The organism is Algibacter pacificus (assembly GCF_008033385.1).
Taxonomy (GTDB): Bacteria; Bacteroidota; Bacteroidia; order Flavobacteriales; family Flavobacteriaceae; genus Algibacter; species Algibacter pacificus.
This window is the reverse complement of record NZ_VOGY01000003.1, coordinates 299,231-318,408: the sequence shown is the minus strand read 5'-3', so window position 1 is coordinate 318,408 and position 19,178 is coordinate 299,231. Positions and strand designations below refer to the sequence as shown.

Sequence of the window (19,178 nt, the reverse complement as noted above, 5' to 3'; positions counted from 1 at the left end):
TTAACTTATACAAAATTAGCATCTTGTATTTTGATTTACGCTGACTTTTGTCATGTTTTTATTGCTAAACTTACACTCCTAGCAAAAGAATAAAAATTCATCCCCTTTTAAAGTCTCTTTTTATTCCATTTTTATGATATTTTTTTTAGATTCAACGCTATTAATAAATTGAAATTATAGCTTTCATCCTTTTTTGTTAGAGGTTAACAACAAAAATATAGATTACAATGACGAAACACAGATGCGGCTGGTGCCAAGGCGATGCTTTATATGAAGCTTACCATGATGAAGAATGGGGTGTTCCTGTTTATGATGATGCTACTATTTTTGAATTCCTAATATTAGAAACATTTCAGGCTGGACTGAGTTGGATTACTATTTTACGAAAACGTGAAAATTTCAGGAAAGCTTTTGATGGTTTTGATTATAAAAAAATAGCGACATACAATCAAACCAAAATGGACGAATTACTTTTAGACGCCGGCATTATTCGTAATAAATTAAAAATAAAAGCCACAGTTAGCAATGCCCAAGCTTTTATAGAAATCCAAAAAGAGTTTGGTAGTTTTAGTAAATATATTTGGAGTTTTGTAGATGGCAAACCTATTAAAAATAGTGTTAAACATTATAAAAGCGCTCCTGCAAACACAGCACTTAGCGATACTTTAAGTAAAGACTTAAAAAAACGTGGTTTTAAATTTGTAGGTTCTACTGTAGTTTACGCCCACATGCAAGCCACAGGTATGGTAAACGATCACGAAGTTGGGTGTTTTAGATATGCCGAAGTGTAACCTTTTTAAAAACCAGTCACAACATTACAAGTATGCCCTATTTACAAAAGTCAATCTTTATTTTTTTCATTTTTATAAGCTTTAAATCTTTAGCTCAAGACCATTTTTCTACTTTAGGTGAAACAAGATTCGCGATAAATAAAAAGGTTTCGCAGAGTTATGAGATGAATTTCACTCTCAGATCTCGATATTTTTTATATCAAGACAGACATTTTCAATACCAGCAACAACAAGTAGATTTCTATCATCTTTCAAAATTAAAAATGGATAAACGTCATGCCTTAAGCTTAGGTGTTTATTATAGAACGCGAGATCCTTTTGATAGCGGTAGCGATGAATTACGATTTATAGAACAATTTACTTATAAACCGCAAAAACAAAGAACACAATTTATCCACAGATTTAGAGCAGAACAGCGCTTTTTAAAGGCTAAAACTATTTTTAGACAACGCTATCGGTTTTCCATGAATCTACCATTAAAAGGGGATAAACTCGATATTGGCGAAGCCTATTTTACTGGTGCTTTGGAAGGGCTTCAAAGCCTAAGCGAAAAAAGCAAACCAGAATTAGACGAACGCACGACTGCACAAATTGGCTGGAAATTAAGCGATTCGTTAAAACTACAAACGGGTTTAGAACATCGGGGAGAAGCTCTTAATATTGAAACTAAACATTACTTATTTGTTTTAACTAAGGCGGTTTTGAGTATTTAACAAACAAATTATAAATACCCCAAAAATCTATCTCTAGAAACCTCTTCTGCTCCCAAACTTTCTAAATGATTGGTGTAAACCTGACAATCAATTAGTTTATAATTGGTGTTTTGTACAAATGTAATAAAGCCCACTTTGCTGGCATTACTCACTTTAGTAAACATACTCTCTCCGCAAAACACACCATTACCCAAATCTACACCATAAAGTCCGGCAACAAGTTTATTATTTTGCCAAACTTCTACAGATTTCGCATAACCTTGTTCATGTAAATCTACATAAGCCTTAATCATACTTTCGGTTATCCAGGTGCCTGCTTGTCCGTTGCGTTTCACTTTAGAGCATTCGGCAATTACTGTTTTAAAATCTCTGTTTACAGTAACTTCAAAATCACCATTTCTAAGAACCTGTTTCATACTTTTCGAAACTTTCAAACGCTCTGGAAACAGTACAAAACGAGGGTCGGGCGACCACCATACAATGGGTTCTTCAGCATCAAACCAAGGAAATATACCCGATTTATAGGCGAGTAATAATCGATCTACGGACAAATCGCCACCAATAGCCAAAACACCTTCGGGAGATGCTTCCGAGACATCGGGGAATTGTAAATTATCATTTAAATACTGCATATAATTTTTTTAATTAACCGTACCAATAAAACAGGTTTAAGCGAAGTAAAAATAAAAAACCTCAACATTTTTATAAAAATATTGAGGTTTAATTTATAAGACTCCCACTTTCGCGGAAACACAAAGTCTTTTATTAGAAAGGTAAATCGTCATGATCATCCTCTTTTAAATCCGTTGCTGGAGCAAAAGCATCTGCAGGTGGCACTGGAGGTAAGCTTGGATCAGCAGAACCTTCTGGTTGTATCGCTTCAATTCTCCATCCTTGAATAGAGTTAAAATATTTAGTTTCACCTTGTGGATTAACCCATTCTCTACCACGTAAGTTAATGCTAATTTTTACTTGTTGCCCCTCTTTATAACTATTTAATAATTCGGTTTTATCTTGCACAAATTCCACCATAATATGTTGTGGGTATTGCTCGTCTGTAGTGACTACAATTTCTCTTTTTCTAAACCCATTACTTCCAAAAGTTTGAGTTTCTCCAACCATTTTTACTCGTCCCTGAACTTCCATTTAATCTATATATTTATTAGTATTCGTAAATTTAAAAGGCCTTTAAGCCAAAACTTCTTCTTAGACATCAATGCTGTAAAATACAACATAACAACAAGTTAATTGCATAATACACTTATATTTTTATTTTTTTATTGAAATCCTCTAAGTTTATAGAGGCCACATTAAGTTCTAAACTTTTGCAAAGGTAACTATTATAAGGTTTAACTAAAAACAGATTTACTAACAACTTTGAACAATAATATTAACAGATTTACATTATATTAATCCACAATTAATTACAATATGAATTTCACCAAATATAATACAGCATTCCGCTGGGTAATGATAGGTATATCCTTTATTATTGTCTCGCTAATTCTATGGAATACTTACGAATTCTTTCAACATTTTAAGAAAGAAGAAAGTATAAAAATGGAAAATTGGTCGTTTGCCCAAACCGATTTTATAAATGATGATACTAACGGCAATTTAGAACTTACCTTAAAAATTTTAAGCAGCAACAAAACCACTCCAATGCTTGTTATTAATGAAGATGGTAGTCTAGGAAGCTACAACAATATTGATGAAGCAAAAGTTACCGATTCTATTTATGTGCAAAAATTAATAGCAAAATTTAAGCAAGAAAACACACCCAAACACGTAAAAATGGGCGATACTATTGTAAGCACTATTTACTACGGCAACTCGCCGCTGCTTAATAAACTAAAATATTATCCGCTGGCATTATTGCTTATAATATTTCTATTTGCTGCATTAATTTACTTTTTCTATACCAGCAACAAAAATGCGGTGCAAAACAAATTATGGTCGGGTATGGCCAAGGAAACAGCACATCAAATAGGCACACCGCTATCCTCATTAATTGGTTGGACTGAAATTTTAAAAACTGAAGAAGTAAACCCAGAATACATTTTAGAAATTGAAAAAGATATTAACCGGCTACAAACCATTACCGAACGTTTTAGTAAAATAGGGTCTGTACCTACCTTGGATACGGCCGATATTATTAAAGAAACTATTGATGCTTTTGATTATTTAAAGTCACGCTCATCAAAATTAATCGATTTTGAAATAAAAACGCCAGTAGATCCTATTCCGGTAAAACTAAACAAACAACTCTATAGCTGGACCATTGAAAATCTGGTTAAAAATGCGATTGATGCTATGAAAGGCCGCGGCAAACTTCAAATTAAAATTTCGCAATTAGAGCAACAGGTAAGTATTAGCATTACTGATACCGGAAAAGGGATTGCAAAAAAAGACTTTAATAAAATTTTTGAACCGGGTTACACAACAAAAAAACGTGGATGGGGTTTGGGTTTGTCGCTCACAAAACGTATTATTGAAGATTTCCACAACGGAAAAATAAAAGTTTTACAATCGGAAATAGGAAAAGGCACCATCTTTTTAATCACGCTGAAATGCGCTTAGCATGAAACAAGACAAATTAATAACCGTAAAAGAAGTCGTTTTAAAAAACAACTGTCCAGAATGTTATAGCAACGCTGGCATGCAACTCACCTTTAAGCAACGTTTTATTGAAACCACATTTTACAAACGTATCACCACAGACATTGAGCACGTACTTACGTGTAAAACTTGCCATTCTATAATATATCCCGTACAGTGGGACACCGACATAGAACGCGTTTTAGAATATCAGAAAAAAGCCTTTGTACCCAAAAAAGCATCGCTACGATTAAAAAAACCAGCCTATGTTATTGGTGGAATTGCATCCTTTATAATAGTATCTGCTATTATTAGTATTTTAATTTATAATGGTATTATAAATTTGCCTTAATAGACTCGGCAATAGCAACAAACTCTTCAGGGCTTAGCGTTTGTTTTTTAATAAAGCGAGCATCTTCCATAGATTGTAAAGGAATTAAATGCACGTGAGCATGAGGCACCTCTAAACCAATAACAGAAACTCCAATACGGTTACATGGCACGGCCTTTTCTAAGGCTAAAGCTACCGTTCTAGAAAAAGCCATTAAACCACTATAAGTCGTTTCATCTAAATCGAAAATTTTATCAACTTCCACTTTAGGAATACAAAGGGTATGACCTTTTGTATTAGGATTAACATCTAAAAAAGCTAAAAAATCTTCGGTTTCTGCAACTTTATAACATGGAATTTCTCCGTTTATAATTTTAGTGAAAATAGATGCCATAATCTGTGTTTTTATATATCGTTTTTACTTTTTTAATCTTATTATGCCCTAGACATTAAAACAACGCACTGTTTTTACTATCTAGTAATTTCAACAATATCAAATTTTATTACACCATTTGGCACTTGAATTTCGGCTACATCTCCAACAGATTTACCTAACAACCCTTTCCCTATTGGTGAATTTACCGATATTTTTCCGGTAGCCAAATCGGCTTCACCATCGGCTACCAAGGTATAATTCATTTCCATACCATTGGTTTGATTTTTAATTTTAACTTTAGATAACACCAAAATTTTAGAATTATCTAATTGCGATTCGTCAATAACACGAGCTCCTGCCAATGCGTCTTCCAACTTAGAAATTCGCATTTCTAGCATACCTTGTGCTTCTTTTGCTGCATCATATTCAGCATTTTCACTTAAATCACCTTTATCTCTTGCTTCGGCAATTGCTCTGGATGCTTTTACGCGCTCCACGTCTTTTAATTGTTTAAGCTCTGCTCTTAATTTTTTTAATCCTTCAGGTGTATAGTATGATACTTTACTCATAACTTCATTGTTTACTTAATAAAAAAATATTCCGAAACATGATTCAATAATAAGTATTAAAGCATTCGGAATAAAAAAATCCCGTTCACACGAGATTATATGAACAAAGATACAAAATTATTAACTCAATTTACTTTTTGTATTATTTGCTAATTAATTTTTATAATGGTTTCCGGCTTTTAGTGAACCAAACACCTTAAATAAAAAGGTGCTCTACTTAAAGCAAAACACCTTTTTTGAAACAAAACATATGGTTAATTAGTCAAATAGTTCTCTTTATTAATGATCATTAGATCTAAAATCTGGATAAGCTTCCATTCCATGTTCATGCGCGTCTAATCCTTCAAGCTCTTCGGTTTCAGAAACTCTAATACCCACTACTTTCTTTAAAGTAAAAATAATAATAAATGAAGTCACTATACAAAATACAGCATAACAAACAACACCTATTAATTGTGTCAAAAATGTATGCTCTGGGTTTGTAGAAAATATACCTACAGCCAAAGTCCCCCAAACACCACAAACTAAATGCACAGCTATCGCACCAACAGGATCATCTAATTTTAAAGCATCTACCAAGTTAACAGCTAAAACAATAAGTATACCTGCAACAGCTCCTATTAAAATAGCACTCGTTGGCGTCATAACATCGGCTCCTGCGGTAATACCAACTAAACCACCTAAGATACCATTTAAAAACATGGTTAAATCGAGGTTTTTATATTTTATAAATGTAAACATAGCAGCAACCACTCCTCCTGCAGCAGCAGCTAAACAAGTGGTTACTAAAGTTATAGAGGTTAATTCTGGATCGGCAGAAAGCACAGAACCTCCGTTAAATCCAAACCATCCTAACCACAGTATTAAAACACCTGCAGTTGCTAATGGAATATTATGACCAGGAATAGCCTGAGCGATTCCATTTTTAAATTTACCTATACGAGGGCCTAATAAACATACAGCAACTAATGCTGCCCATCCACCAACAGAGTGTACTAAGGTAGATCCGGCAAAATCGTAAAAACCTAATTGATCTAAAAACCCGCCTCCCCATTTCCATGAACCAGCAATTGGATATACAACACCAACATAGATTACAGTAAACATCATGAATGGTCCTATTTTCATACGCTCAGCAACAGCTCCAGACACAATAGTAGCAGCAGTAGCAGCAAACATACCTTGGAATAAGAAGTCTGTCCAGTAGGTATACCCCTGATTATATGTTAAATCTAAAACACCTTCGGCAGTTAGAGGGGCTTCTAATCCAAATCCAGCAAAACCAAAAATCCCTGCAGATCCTTCAGCGAAATCGGGATACATTAAATTAAAGCCTACCAAGCAATATAACAGCAAGCCAATAGTAATAATTAGAATATTTTTAAATAATATGTTTAATGTGTTTTTTTGTCTAGTTAGTCCAATTTCCAAAAATGCAAAACCTGTATGCATAAAGAAAACCAATGCCGTACAGATCATCATCCATACATTATTTATTGTAAGTAATTCCATGTTATTAGTTTAATTATATATTTATTTTAATGTGTCACTGCCTTTTTCACCGGTTCTAATTCTGTAACATTCTTCAACATTGGACACAAATATTTTACCATCGCCAACTTCTCCTGTTCCAGCAGAATCGATAATAGCTTTTATGGTTGCTTCTGCAAAATCATCGTTTACTACAATGGACAGGTATCTACGTTGTATATCGCTAGTACTATAACTAACACCGCGATAGACATGGCCTTTTTTCTCATTACCTAAACCGGTTACGTCCCAGTAAGAGAAAAATATTACCCCAACATCATGTAAAGCTTCTTTCACTACACGATATTTTGACTTTCTAATAATTGCTTCAATTTTTTTCATAATTTTAATTCTTAATAGTTTAGTTTGTTAAATTATAAAATATTTAAGTGGTATAAACCCTAAGATCAAATGTTTCTCAAAAAGTTATAAAATCTAAAAAGACGCCATTTTCAGGCACCTTTTTAGATTTAATAATAATTAAATATATATTTTATTCTTCTTCAATTTCTCTTTGTCTCTTACCTGGGTAAGCAATAGAACCATGCTCGTACCAATCAAGACCATCTATTTCTTCTTTTTCAGAAACTCTTAGCCCCCAAATCTTTTTCATAATCCCTAAGAAAACGAAAGATAATACAATAGCCCATACCGCATAAGCTATAACTCCAATAGCTTGTGCACCCAATTGGGCAGCACCACCACCGTTAAATATTCCTATTCCAGCATCACCATCGATACCCCAAAGACCTATAACTAAAGTTCCCCAAGCACCACAAATACCGTGTACCGAAATAGCGCCTACTGCATCATCAATTTTTAATGTTTTTTCTACAAAACCAATAGCGAATACTACAAGTATACCACCAATAAGACCTGCTAATACAGCACCTACCTCGCTCATGTTTCCACAACCAGCAGTTATACTTACTAAACCACCAAGCGCACCATTTAAAGTCATTCCTAAATTTGGTTTTCCATTTTTAAACCAAGTTAACAATAAAGCTCCTAATGCACCTGCAGCAGCAGCTAGGTTAGTTACTAACACAACTTGAGAAGCAGCAGTAGCATCGTCACCACCCCAAGCTAATTGAGAACCACCATTAAAACCGAACCATCCTAACCAAAGAATAAATACACCTAAAGTAGCGTACATTTGGTTGTGACCGTGCATTTCAACAGGTTTACCATCTAAGAATTTTCCAATTCTAGGACCTACCATCCAAGCAGCAACAAGCGCTGCCCATCCACCAACAGAGTGAACAATAGACGATCCTGCAAAATCGATAAATTCAGCTGGCATAATACCATCGGTATTGTTTAACCAACCACCATTCCATTCCCAACCCCCAGCGATAGGGTAAATGAAAGCCGTTAAAATAAGACTAAAAACAGCATAGGTTGTAAATTTTGTTCTCCCAGCTATAGCTCCAGAAACAATAGTTGCAGCAGTTGCAGCAAATACGGTTTGGAAGAATAAATCGGCAGCACCTTGAGAAAATGCAAAACCTCCCCAGTGGAAAAACCCTCCACCTTGATCTGCTCCATACATTAAAGAATAACCTATAAACCAGAACGCTAATGAGCCTACTGCAATATCTAGGAAATTTTTCATAGCAATATTTACAGCATTCTTAGAATCTGTCATTCCAGACTCTACTAGAAAAAACCCTGCTTGCATAAAGAACACTAGAATACCCGATATAAGCATCCAGAGCATTCCCATATCGCCTTCAATAGCGGCGGTATCTTGAATTAATAATGGTAAATTTAATATTGACATCATATTATATTTTTTTTTGGTTAGTTAATACTAGTGTTTTAAATCCCTGCGCGTTAAAACAGGGATTTATAATATTTTATTAGTCTTAGAAAGAATAAATAGCAGCCAAAGTAAAAGCAGCTAAGCTTTTAGTAGCCGCAGCATCACCATCTAAATACACTTCCTGACTATTACTATCTAAACGTAATTCTGGTTTAATAATTAAGTTTTCTAAAGTATAACTACCTGTTAAAGTAAGAGCAAGAACATCTTGATCATCAATAGCACTATCACTATCACTTAACCAGTCAAAATACTCCCCTCTTAATCCTAAAGAAAAGCTATCAGAAACAGCAACTTGAGGATATAAGGCTGCTCCTGTAAATCCTTCCCCATCATTATCAGCATAAGCGGCGTTAATTCCTAAGAAAAAAGAATCAGATAAATCAAATCCACCGGTGTAATCAATTTCAAAACCAAGACCTACAGCAGCATAGTATAAGTTTAAATATTGACCTGCATATCCTAACTGCGCACCAAATGAATAATCTCCACTCATGTTATCATAAACATCAGTTTCATTCATAATGGCTAACATTAAGCTAAAATCATCAGACAAAGAAAAATCGGCTTTTAAACCTAAGTGAGAAAATGGCCCACTAGAGAATAAATAAGATGTACTATAGTTAAAGTTTGCTACTGGAGAAATCACTTCATAACCTAAGAATGTATTAAAACGCCCCATAGTTAAGGTAGTACCCTCTGAAACATTCCAGTAAGCATATAACTGGTTTACATAAAGATCACTACCAGCACCTGCTGCATCAACACCTCTTGGACCAAATACTAAATCGGCAACCATTCCTGTTTTTTCTCCCTCATAAGAAGTTACAATATTAGCCATACCTAAAGCAAATCCTTCTCGATCAGCAAATGAAGTACCAAAAGATTGACCTAAATTATCTGAAGCACTTAAATTAGTTTGGTAATAAGCATCAATACTACCACTAATAGATATTTTTTTTGTTTCTTCCTCTTGAGCAAATATTGCAGTTGCCATAAAGAGCATTGAAAGTGTGAAAATTTTTTTCATAATTGTAATCGTTTTAATAGTTATTAGTTATTGTTTATCAGTTAAGAACACGTCAAAACTATACTAAATTATTTTAACCCCCATAAAAATAAGGGTTATTTAAACCATTTTTATTGAATACTTAATTTTAACCCTAATTTTTTAGGGGTATTGTTTCTAATAAATTTATTTTTTGGTTTTTCAACAACACTTTCCTTGAACAATTATTAGTTTTTTATGAATTTTAATATCATTCCATCTAAGAAAACAACCAAATATTACCATTAATTCACACATCCGTAATTATGGCAAAAAACCCAATTGAGTATTTATTAAAAAACTGTCATATTATTGATATATACTTATTTTAATCTTCGCTTCGCCTAAAAAATCGAAATAATGAAACAGTAATATTGTATTTTAAATCGTAGTACATATCTTTACGATTCAACTCAAGTTTTTAAACGATTATGCTGAAGAAACAAGGACTCTATTTACCAGAATTTGAACACGAAAACTGTGGCGCTGGTTTTATTTGTAATCTTAAAGGAGAAAAAACAAATCAAATCATACACGACGCATTAGAAATTCTAGTAAAATTAGAACACCGTGGTGGCGTTAGTGCCGACGGAAAAACTGGTGATGGTGCTGGTTTATTAATTGATATTCCACACGATTATTTTAAACGCGTATGCGATTTTAATATTCCAGAACAAAGAGAATATGCTGTTGGTATGGTATTCTTACCTAAAGTAAAAAACCAATACGATTTTTGTAAAACAACTTTCGAAAACGAAGTTATAGCACAAGGGCTTTCTATTTTAGGATGGCGAGAAGTCCCTGTAGATTCTTCTCAATTAGGCCCTATTGCTGCAGCTTCTGAACCTAACATTGAACAACTATTTATTGGAAAAACCGATGATATTAGCGATGCGGATTTTAAAGCAAAACTATACGCGGCCAGAAAAATAACAGAGCACACTATTAGTCAATCTAAAATCTCTGAAAGCACCTATTTCTACGTTCCTAGTTTATCAACAAGTACCTTAATATATAAAGGTATTATTATGCCTGAAGATATTGGGCCATACTACACCGATTTACAACAAATAGATTTAGTAACACGCCTTGCGCTGGTGCACCAACGGTTCTCAACCAACACCATGCCTACATGGGAATTAGCACAACCATTCCGATACATGTGCCAGAACGGTGAAATTAACACCCTGAGAGGAAATGTAAGCAGAATGCGTGTACGTGAAGAAATCATGAAATCTGATGTTTTCGGTCCACAAATAGAAAAATTATTCCCAATTATACTTCCAGGAAAATCCGATTCGGCTTCTATGGACATGGTTGTAGAACTATTAACACATACAGGCAGATCATTACCAGAAATCATGATGATGATGATTCCTGAAGCTTGGGAAAAACACGCTACCATGTCGGAAGAGCGTAAAGCTTTTTACGAGTACAACGCTTGTATCATGGAACCTTGGGATGGTCCAGCATCGGTACCATTTACAGATGGCGATTATATTGGTGCCTTATTAGATAGAAACGGTTTAAGACCATCTCGATATACCGTAACTAAAAGTGGAAAATTAATCATGTCATCAGAAATTGGTGTGGTTGATATTGCTCCAGAAGATATTGAAAGACACGGACGTTTAGAACCAGGAAAAATGTTCTTGGTAGACATGAACGAAGGTCGTATTATTGAAGATGAAGAAATAAAAAGTAAAATTGTTTCAGAAAGACCATATAAAGAATGGTTAGATAATACAAGATTACATTTAAAAGACGTTCCTTACAACAATGAAACTTGCCCAATAGAAACTATTGATATCAAAACAAGACAACGTTTATTTAACTATACGTTTGAAGATATTCAAGAAGTTATTACACCAATGGCTCAAGTTGGAAAAGAAGCTTTAGGATCTATGGGAATAGACACACCCTTAGCGGTGTTATCCGATAGACCTCAACTAATTTCAAACTACTTTAAACAATTATTCGCCCAAGTAACCAACCCGCCTTTAGATGGTATTCGCGAAGAAATTGTTACAGATATTAGCTTAAATCTTGGTAAAGACAGAAACATTTTCAGTATTACCGATAGGCAATGTAGAAAACTTAGAATTCAAAACCCGGTAATTTCTAATGCCGATTTAGAAAAAATAAGAAATATTTCAGTTGAAGGTTTTAAAGCTGAAACTATTCAAATGTTATATCCAAAAGCACAAGGGCTTAATGGCCTAGAAGATGCTATGGAAGATATTATAGCGCAAATAGAAAAAGCCTTAGATCGCAAAACAAACATCATTATTCTTTCAGATAGAGGTGTCAATCAAGAATTTGCTCCTATTCCATGTCTATTAGCTTGTTCTTATGTAAATCACCAATTAAACCGTTTACGTAAGCGTTCTTATTTCGATATTATTATCGAATCTGCAGAACCACGTGAACCACATCATTTTGCTACTTTATTTGGTTATGGCGCCTCTGCTATAAACCCTTATATGGTTAATGAAATTATTAGAATACAGGTTAAAGAAGGCTTTATTACAGGTATGGATGAGCAAAAAGCCGTTGATAATTTTAACAAAGCCATTGGAAAAGGTATTTTAAAAGTCATGAACAAAATTGGAATCTCAACATTACACTCGTATAGAGGTTCTCAAATTTTCGAAATTGTTGGTTTCAACTCTCAATTTGTTGAAAAATATTTCCCATATACCGCTTCTCGAATTGAAGGTATTGGTTTATATGAAATTGAAAAAGAAATTACCGAACGTTATAAACAAGCCTACCCAGACAATACTATTGATAAAAACTTAGGATTAAATATTGGAGGCGACTACCGATGGAGACGAAATGGCGAACGCCATTTATTCAACCCAACAACGGTGGCCAAACTACAACAAGCCGTTCGTCTAAGCGATCAAGCGAGTTATGATGTTTATGCAAAAGCTATAAACGAACAATCGAAAAATTTAATGACCATTCGTGGTTTATTTGAATTCGATAATTTAGATCCCATTCCTTTAGATGAAGTAGAACCATGGACTGAAATCGTTAAACGATTCAAAACGGGTGCGATGTCTTACGGATCTATTTCTCGTGAAGCACACGAAAACTTAGCGATTGCCATGAACCGCATTGGAGGAAAATCTAATTCTGGTGAAGGTGGAGAAGATCGCAGACGTTTCCAAAAAGACAGCAATGGCGATAGCAGAAACTCGGCCATTAAGCAAGTCGCTTCTGGACGTTTCGGCGTAACTTCGCATTACTTAACTAATGCAAAGGAAATTCAAATAAAAATGGCTCAAGGTGCAAAACCGGGTGAAGGAGGGCAACTACCAGGACACAAAGTTTTACCTTGGATTGCTTCTACTAGAAATTCGACACCATTTGTTGGTTTAATTTCACCACCACCGCATCACGATATTTATTCCATCGAAGATTTAGCACAACTTATATACGATTTGAAAAATGCCAATCGTGAAGCTCGAGTTAATGTAAAATTAGTATCCGAAGTTGGTGTAGGTACTATTGCTGCTGGTGTTTCTAAAGCAAAAGCCGATGTTGTTCTTATTTCAGGATACGACGGCGGAACAGGAGCATCGCCACTTACCTCTCTAAAACACGCTGGTTTACCTTGGGAACTTGGTTTAGCTGAAGCACAACAAACCTTAGTACTAAACAACCTTAGAAGTCGTATTGTTGTTGAATGTGATGGCCAATTAAAAACAGGTCGTGATGTTGCAATAGCAGCTTTATTAGGGGCAGAAGAATTCGGGTTTGCAACCGCACCATTAGTAGCCTCTGGTTGTATCATGATGCGTAAATGCCATTTAAACACCTGCCCTGTAGGTATTGCTACTCAAGATAAAGAGTTACGTAAAAACTTTAAAGGCACACCAGAACATGTTATTAACTTCTTCTATTATATTGCGGAAGAATTAAGAATAATTATGGCGCAATTAGGCTTTAGAACGTTAGGAGAAATGGTTGGCCAAACGCATAAAATTAATACCAACAAAGCTATAAACCATTATAAAGCTAAAGGTTTAGATTTATCGGCTATTTTACACAGACCAGAAGTATACAAACAAATGTCGGTTAAAAACACCGAACAACAAGATCATAATTTAGATAACGTTATAGATTTCAGAATTCTTAAAGACTCACATCGCGCACTTTACAGAAAAGAAAAAATGAACTTATCGTACCCTGTTAAAAATACAGACCGTTCAGTTGGTGCCATTGTAAGTAACGAAGTTTCTAAAATTTACGGACACCTTGGTCTACCAGAAGACACTTTAAATATTAAATTCACAGGTTCTGCCGGACAAAGTTTTGGTGCTTTTGGAGCTCATGGTTTAACCTTTATGGTCGATGGAAATACAAACGATTATTTAGGAAAAGGTTTATCTGGAGCGAAATTAATTGTAAAGAAACCAGAAAAGGCAGATTTCTTAGCAGAAAAGAATATTATAGTTGGTAACGTTTGTTTATTTGGAGCTGTACAAGGTGAAGCTTATATAAACGGAATTGCAGGCGAACGTTTTGCTGTAAGAAACTCCGGAGCAACCGCAGTAGTTGAAGGCGTAGGAGACCACTGTTGTGAATATATGACAGGTGGTAAAGTTATTGTTCTTGGTTCTACCGGAAGAAACTTTGCTGCAGGTATGAGTGGCGGTATCGCTTACGTTTACGATCCAGAAAATAAATTTGTAAACGGACTTTGTAATACTGAAACTATCGAGTTTGAAGATATTACAACAGAAGACGCAGCCGATTTAAAAGCAATTATTCAAAATCACGTAACATATACCGAAAGTAAATTAGGTAAACGATTATTAGAGGATTGGGAAACAAGTATAGACAACTTTGTTCGTGTAATGCCAACCGAATATAAAAATGCTTTAATACGCTTAGAAACTGAAGAACCAATGGTAGAAGAATTAACAATAGGATAGGCAATGGGAAAAGTAACAGGATTTAAAGAAATTGAAAGACAAGACGAGACTTACACACCCGTAAAAGACCGTGTAAAAAACTATAAAGAATTTACAATACCATTAACCGAAAAAGAGAAAGAACTCCAGGGTTCTAGATGTATGGATTGTGGTATCCCTTTTTGTCATAGTGGTTGCCCACTTGGTAATTTAATACCAGATTTTAATCACATGGTACACCAAGGCGAATGGAAAAAAGCCTCTTGGTTGTTACACTCCACAAACAACTTCCCAGAGTTTACGGGTCGCTTATGCCCTGCTCCATGTGAAAAAGCGTGTGTATTAGGTATCATTGAAGACCCTATTTCAATTGAAAATATTGAAAAAAACATTGTAGAACGTGCTTTTAAAGAAGGCTGGATTAAACCACATCCTCCAAAAAGAAGAACTGGAAAAACAGTTGCTATTGTGGGCTCTGGACCGTCTGGTTTAGCCACAGCGCAACAATTAAACAGAGCTGGGCACACCGTTACTGTTTTTGAACGTGATGATGAAGTTGGTGGCTTATTACGCTACGGAATTCCTAATTTCAAAATGGAAAAAGGCATTATTGATCGTCGTGTAAAAATACTAGAAGCCGAAGGCATTACCTTTAAAACGAATGTAAATGTTGGCGTAAACTACGATGTTAAAGATTTAAAAGCATTTGATGCTGTAGTATTATGTGGTGGTGCAACTGAAAGACGAAGCTTACCAACGCCAGGTATCGATGCCGACGGTGTAGTACAAGCTATGGATTTTTTAACCCAACAAACAAAAGTACTTTATGGTAAAGATGTTAAAGATCAAGTATTAGCAACCGACAAAAACGTTATTGTTATTGGTGGAGGTGATACAGGATCGGATTGTGTAGGAACTTCTAATCGCCATGGAGCAAAATCGGTAGTTAATTTTGAAATTATGCCGAAACCACCAGGACACCGTTCACCAACTACTCCTTGGCCATATTGGCCATTACAATTAAAAACATCCTCTTCTCATGAGGAAGGTGTCGAACGTAACTGGCTAATTAACACCCAAGAATTCATAAAAGATGACAGTGGTAAACTAACAGCTTTAAAAACAGTAAATGTGGAATGGAAAATGGTTCCTGGCCAACGTCCACAACTAATTGAAATTGCAGGTACAGAAAAAACATGGCCTTGTGATTTAGCTTTATTAGCCTTAGGTTTTACAGGTCCAGAAAGTACTTTAGCAGATAAATTAGGTATTAAAAAAGATGCTCGTTCTAATTACAAAGCAGAATACGGCAAATACCAAACCAACGTTCCTAACATATTTGCTGCTGGCGATATGCGTCGTGGACAATCGTTAATTGTATGGGCTATTTCTGAAGGTCGAGAAGCTGCCAGACAAGTAGACATCTATTTAATGGGTAAATCTAACTTACCAACTAAAGATGTATCTGGCGATTTAGTTGCTATGTAATATTAATATAGTTTTAGTGTATAAAAAAATGCGAGCCCAAAAGCTCGCATTTTTTATTATAATATATTTAGCTCAATTAGCCTTTCTTCATAAACTCCTCGGCCTTTTTAACCATATTTTTACTTCCACAAATAAACGGCACACGTTGATGAAGTTCTGTAGGCACAACATCTAAAGTTCTAATAAGTCCATCGCTCGCAAAACCATTAGCCTGTTCTGCTAAAAACGCCATAGGATTACACTCATAAAGCAAACGTAATTTTCCTTCTGGATTTTTAGAGCTCTGTGGATAAAGATATATACCACCTTTTATCATATTTCTATGAAAATCTGAAACTAGCGATCCAATATATCTAGCTGTATACGGCCTATCATCCTCTTCCTGCTGACAATATTTAATATAATTTTTTATCCCTTGCGGAAAATGAATATAGTTTCCTTCATTTACAGAATAAATACTACCATCTTCTGGAAATTCCATATTAGGATGCGACAAATAAAACGAGCCGATAGCAGGGTTTAATGTAAACCCATTAACACCCGCACCTGTAGTGTAAACCAACATGGTCGAGGTTCCATAAACCACATAACCAGCCGCAACTTGATCACTCCCTTTTTGTAAAAAATCAGCTGCAGTTACTGGAGTTCCCACAGGAGTTATACGTCTATAAATTGAAAAAATAGTTCCAACTGATACGTTTACATCAATATTAGAAGACCCATCAAGCGGGTCTATTAGCACAATATACTTATTTTGATGGTTCTCATCAATACTGTTTATAGCTATAAAATCATCTTCTTCCTCACTAGCAATTCCACAAACAATATTTCTTTTAGTCAAGGTTTGAATGAATTTATCATTCGCATATACATCTAGTTTTTGCTGATCTTCTCCTTGAATATTAGTGTCCCCGGCCGCGCCAATAATATCAACCAAACCTGCCTTATTTACTTCGTGATTAACCACTTTTGCAGCCAAACGAATAGAATTCAAAAGACTAGACAATTCTCCTGAAGAATATTTAAACGACGATTGATTTTCAATAATAAATTCACCTAAAGTTTGTTTCTTATGAGCCATAAAAATGATTTGTTTTGTTTCTACAAATATCAATAAAAATATGTAAACTACATCGATTTCGTAAAACTTATCTGCCATAAATTATGAAGTTTAAAGTATCTTTGAAAAACAACAATAATATTTATGAATTTTACAATAAGAAATGCCCGCATTGACGACATGCCAAGAGTACTACAACTAATTAATGAGTTAGCTATATTCGAAAAGGAACCAGAAGCTGTAGAAATAACCATTGAAGATTTAAAAAATGATGGTTTTGGGGCCCAACCTGCATTTAAATGTTTTATTGCCGAAATTAACCAAACCATCGAAGGAATTGCTTTAATTTACCATAGATATTCTACATGGAAAGGTAAAACCATTCACCTAGAAGATTTAATTGTTAGTAAAAACATGAGAGGTTCGGGTATTGGAACCGCCCTTTTGGACGAAGTTGTAAAGTACGGACACCAATTAGGTGTTAGACGCATAAATTGGGAAGTACTAGATTGGAATGAACCAGCGATTGCTTTTTACGAAAAACAAGGCGCTAATGTTATGAGAGATTGGAATGTTGTACAATTGGACCAAGTTGGCATACAGAACTACATTAAAAATATAAAATAAGATCGTTTAAAATACTTTGAACAAAATGCAAGTCTATAAATTTGGTGGTGCTTCAGTAAAAGATGCTCAAAGCATAAAAAACGTAGCCTCTATTTTACAAAAAATGGGTTATAAAAACACCCTAATTGTAATTTCTGCAATAGGTAAAACCACCAATGCATTGGAACTTGTTATTCACAACTATTTCGAAAATAAATCCCAACTACAAAGCAGTTTACAAGAAATTAAAAAGTTTCATAACGAAATTATTTTAGATTTATTCACAAATGAAAACCATGACGTTTTTAAAAAAGTGAATGTTTTTTTTAGAGAATTAAATCAGTTTCTAATAAGTAACAAATCGCCCGATTACAATTTTGTTTACGATCAAATTATCGGATTTGGCGAACTCCTTTCAACCATAATAATTAGTGAATACTTAAATTTAAGAGGGCTTAACAATAATTGGGTTGATGTTCGCGAACACATAAAAACCGATAATTATTACCGTCGAGCTCAAGTAAATTGGAACAAGACCCAACAACTGATATCAAGTACATTTAACACATCAGTTTTAAATATTACCCAAGGTTTCATAGGTAGCGATTCTAATAATTTCACTACAACTTTAGGTCGCGAGGGCAGCGACTATACGGCTGCTATTTATGCGTATTGTTTAAATGCAGAACAGGTTACTATTTGGAAAGATGTTCCTGGCGTATTAAATGCCGATCCGCGTTACTTTGAAAATGCACAATTACTAAATAATATGTCCTATAGAGAAGCGATAGAATTGGCATTTTATGGTGCCTCTGTAATTCACCCAAAAACCTTACAACCCTTACAGGGAAAGGAAATTCCTTTGTACGTAAAATCGTTTTTAAATCCACAAGACAACGGGACAAAAATTAGTAAAAACAGCCTTTTAAATCCTATAATTCCATGTTTTATAGTAAAGAGGAACCAGGTTTTAATTTCGCTTTCATCTGTAAATTTTTCATATATTGTTGAAGAAAACATCAGTACTATTTTCAGTCTTTTACATCAGTATAAAATGAAAGTAGGTGTTATCCAAAACTCGGCTATAAGTTTTTCTGTTTGTATAGAAAACAACTACAATACTCTCGAAGAATTATTACATCAATTAAAATCGAAATTTAAGGTTGTTTGTAATCAAAATGTCTCGCTTTACACCATTCGCCATTATAACCAAATGGCCATAAATAAAATTGAAACCGATAAAACGGTGTTACTAAAACAATTAACTCAAGAAACCGTTCAAATAGTAACTATTTAATTAAATAGTATATTTTAGTAC

At 34.6% G+C, this 19,178-nt stretch carries 17 protein-coding genes; 8 read left to right on the top strand and 9 right to left on the bottom strand.

Translation table 11 applies throughout. From position 1 onward, the window contains the following. Positions 1-227 precede the first annotated feature (227 nt). Entirely contained in the window at positions 228-791 is a 564-nt protein-coding gene (locus FQU21_RS06615) for a DNA-3-methyladenine glycosylase I (RefSeq protein WP_147677207.1), read from the top strand. A gap of 32 nt (positions 792-823) precedes the next feature. Beyond that, complete coding sequence (locus FQU21_RS06610) at positions 824-1,504, top strand: DUF2490 domain-containing protein (RefSeq protein WP_147677206.1); 681 nt, start codon at positions 824-826, stop codon at positions 1,502-1,504. Positions 1,505-1,512: 8 nt separating this feature from the next. Here the strand turns inward: FQU21_RS06610 and aat are convergent, their stop codons facing one another. Both aat and FQU21_RS06600 read right to left on the bottom strand, forming a co-directional pair. After that, complete coding sequence (aat, locus tag FQU21_RS06605) at positions 1,513-2,136, bottom strand: leucyl/phenylalanyl-tRNA--protein transferase (RefSeq protein ID WP_147677205.1); 624 nt, start codon at positions 2,134-2,136, stop codon at positions 1,513-1,515. Positions 2,137-2,269: 133 nt separating this feature from the next. Further along, the gene (locus tag FQU21_RS06600) at positions 2,270-2,650 is read right to left on the bottom strand and encodes a DUF3127 domain-containing protein (protein WP_147677204.1); all 381 of its coding nucleotides are present in this window, start codon (positions 2,648-2,650) and stop codon (positions 2,270-2,272) included. Positions 2,651-2,935: 285 nt separating this feature from the next. Between FQU21_RS06600 and FQU21_RS06595 the strand changes: the two genes are divergently transcribed. Together FQU21_RS06595 and FQU21_RS06590 are read left to right on the top strand one after the other, a co-directional pair. After that, entirely contained in the window at positions 2,936-4,084 is a 1,149-nt protein-coding gene (locus FQU21_RS06595; protein WP_147677203.1) for a sensor histidine kinase, read from the top strand. A gap of 1 nt (position 4,085) precedes the next feature. After that, positions 4,086-4,454, top strand: coding sequence for a hypothetical protein (locus FQU21_RS06590; protein WP_147677202.1), 369 nt, complete (start codon positions 4,086-4,088; stop codon positions 4,452-4,454). Here FQU21_RS06590 and FQU21_RS06585 read toward each other — a convergent pair. From FQU21_RS06585 to FQU21_RS06560, 6 genes are all read right to left on the bottom strand, one after another. Beyond that, entirely contained in the window at positions 4,438-4,827 is a 390-nt protein-coding gene (locus tag FQU21_RS06585; protein ID WP_147677201.1) for an HIT family protein, read from the bottom strand. The genes FQU21_RS06590 and FQU21_RS06585 overlap by 17 nt on opposite strands. A gap of 77 nt (positions 4,828-4,904) precedes the next feature. Further along, entirely contained in the window at positions 4,905-5,378 is a 474-nt protein-coding gene (gene greA / locus FQU21_RS06580) for a transcription elongation factor GreA (protein WP_147677200.1), read from the bottom strand. Between the two features lie 279 nt (positions 5,379-5,657). Then, positions 5,658-6,890 carry an ammonium transporter gene (locus FQU21_RS06575; protein ID WP_147677199.1) on the bottom strand — a complete coding sequence of 411 codons (1,233 nt, stop codon included), beginning with the start codon at positions 6,888-6,890 and terminating at the stop codon, positions 5,658-5,660. A 21-nt stretch (positions 6,891-6,911) separates the two neighbouring features. Continuing rightward, positions 6,912-7,250, bottom strand: a complete 339-nt coding sequence (locus FQU21_RS06570; protein ID WP_147677198.1) for a P-II family nitrogen regulator — start codon at positions 7,248-7,250, stop codon at positions 6,912-6,914. 151 nt (positions 7,251-7,401) lie between these two features. After that, on the bottom strand, positions 7,402-8,691 hold the full coding sequence (locus FQU21_RS06565; protein WP_147677327.1) for an ammonium transporter: 1,290 nt from the start codon (positions 8,689-8,691) through the stop codon (positions 7,402-7,404). A gap of 85 nt (positions 8,692-8,776) precedes the next feature. Then, positions 8,777-9,763 carry an outer membrane beta-barrel protein gene (locus FQU21_RS06560; RefSeq protein ID WP_147677197.1) on the bottom strand — a complete coding sequence of 329 codons (987 nt, stop codon included), beginning with the start codon at positions 9,761-9,763 and terminating at the stop codon, positions 8,777-8,779. 449 nt (positions 9,764-10,212) lie between these two features. Here FQU21_RS06560 and gltB point away from each other — a divergent pair, with 449 nt between their 5' ends. Together gltB and FQU21_RS06550 are read left to right on the top strand one after the other, a co-directional pair. Beyond that, complete coding sequence (gltB, locus tag FQU21_RS06555; protein ID WP_246124779.1) at positions 10,213-14,727, top strand: glutamate synthase large subunit; 4,515 nt, start codon at positions 10,213-10,215, stop codon at positions 14,725-14,727. A gap of 3 nt (positions 14,728-14,730) precedes the next feature. Beyond that, positions 14,731-16,194 carry a glutamate synthase subunit beta gene (locus tag FQU21_RS06550; RefSeq protein WP_147677196.1) on the top strand — a complete coding sequence of 488 codons (1,464 nt, stop codon included), beginning with the start codon at positions 14,731-14,733 and terminating at the stop codon, positions 16,192-16,194. Between the two features lie 76 nt (positions 16,195-16,270). On the opposite strand, the gene fbp is transcribed toward FQU21_RS06550, so the two are convergent. Continuing rightward, positions 16,271-17,275, bottom strand: coding sequence for a class 1 fructose-bisphosphatase (fbp, locus tag FQU21_RS06545; RefSeq protein WP_147677325.1), 1,005 nt, complete (start codon positions 17,273-17,275; stop codon positions 16,271-16,273). Between the two features lie 123 nt (positions 17,276-17,398). Between fbp and FQU21_RS06540 the strand changes: the two genes are divergently transcribed. Together FQU21_RS06540 and FQU21_RS06535 are read left to right on the top strand one after the other, a co-directional pair. Next, positions 17,399-17,881, top strand: coding sequence for a GNAT family N-acetyltransferase (locus FQU21_RS06540; protein ID WP_147677195.1), 483 nt, complete (start codon positions 17,399-17,401; stop codon positions 17,879-17,881). 25 nt (positions 17,882-17,906) lie between these two features. Further along, positions 17,907-19,157, top strand: a complete 1,251-nt coding sequence (locus FQU21_RS06535; protein WP_147677194.1) for an aspartate kinase — start codon at positions 17,907-17,909, stop codon at positions 19,155-19,157. Positions 19,158-19,178 lie beyond the last annotated feature (21 nt).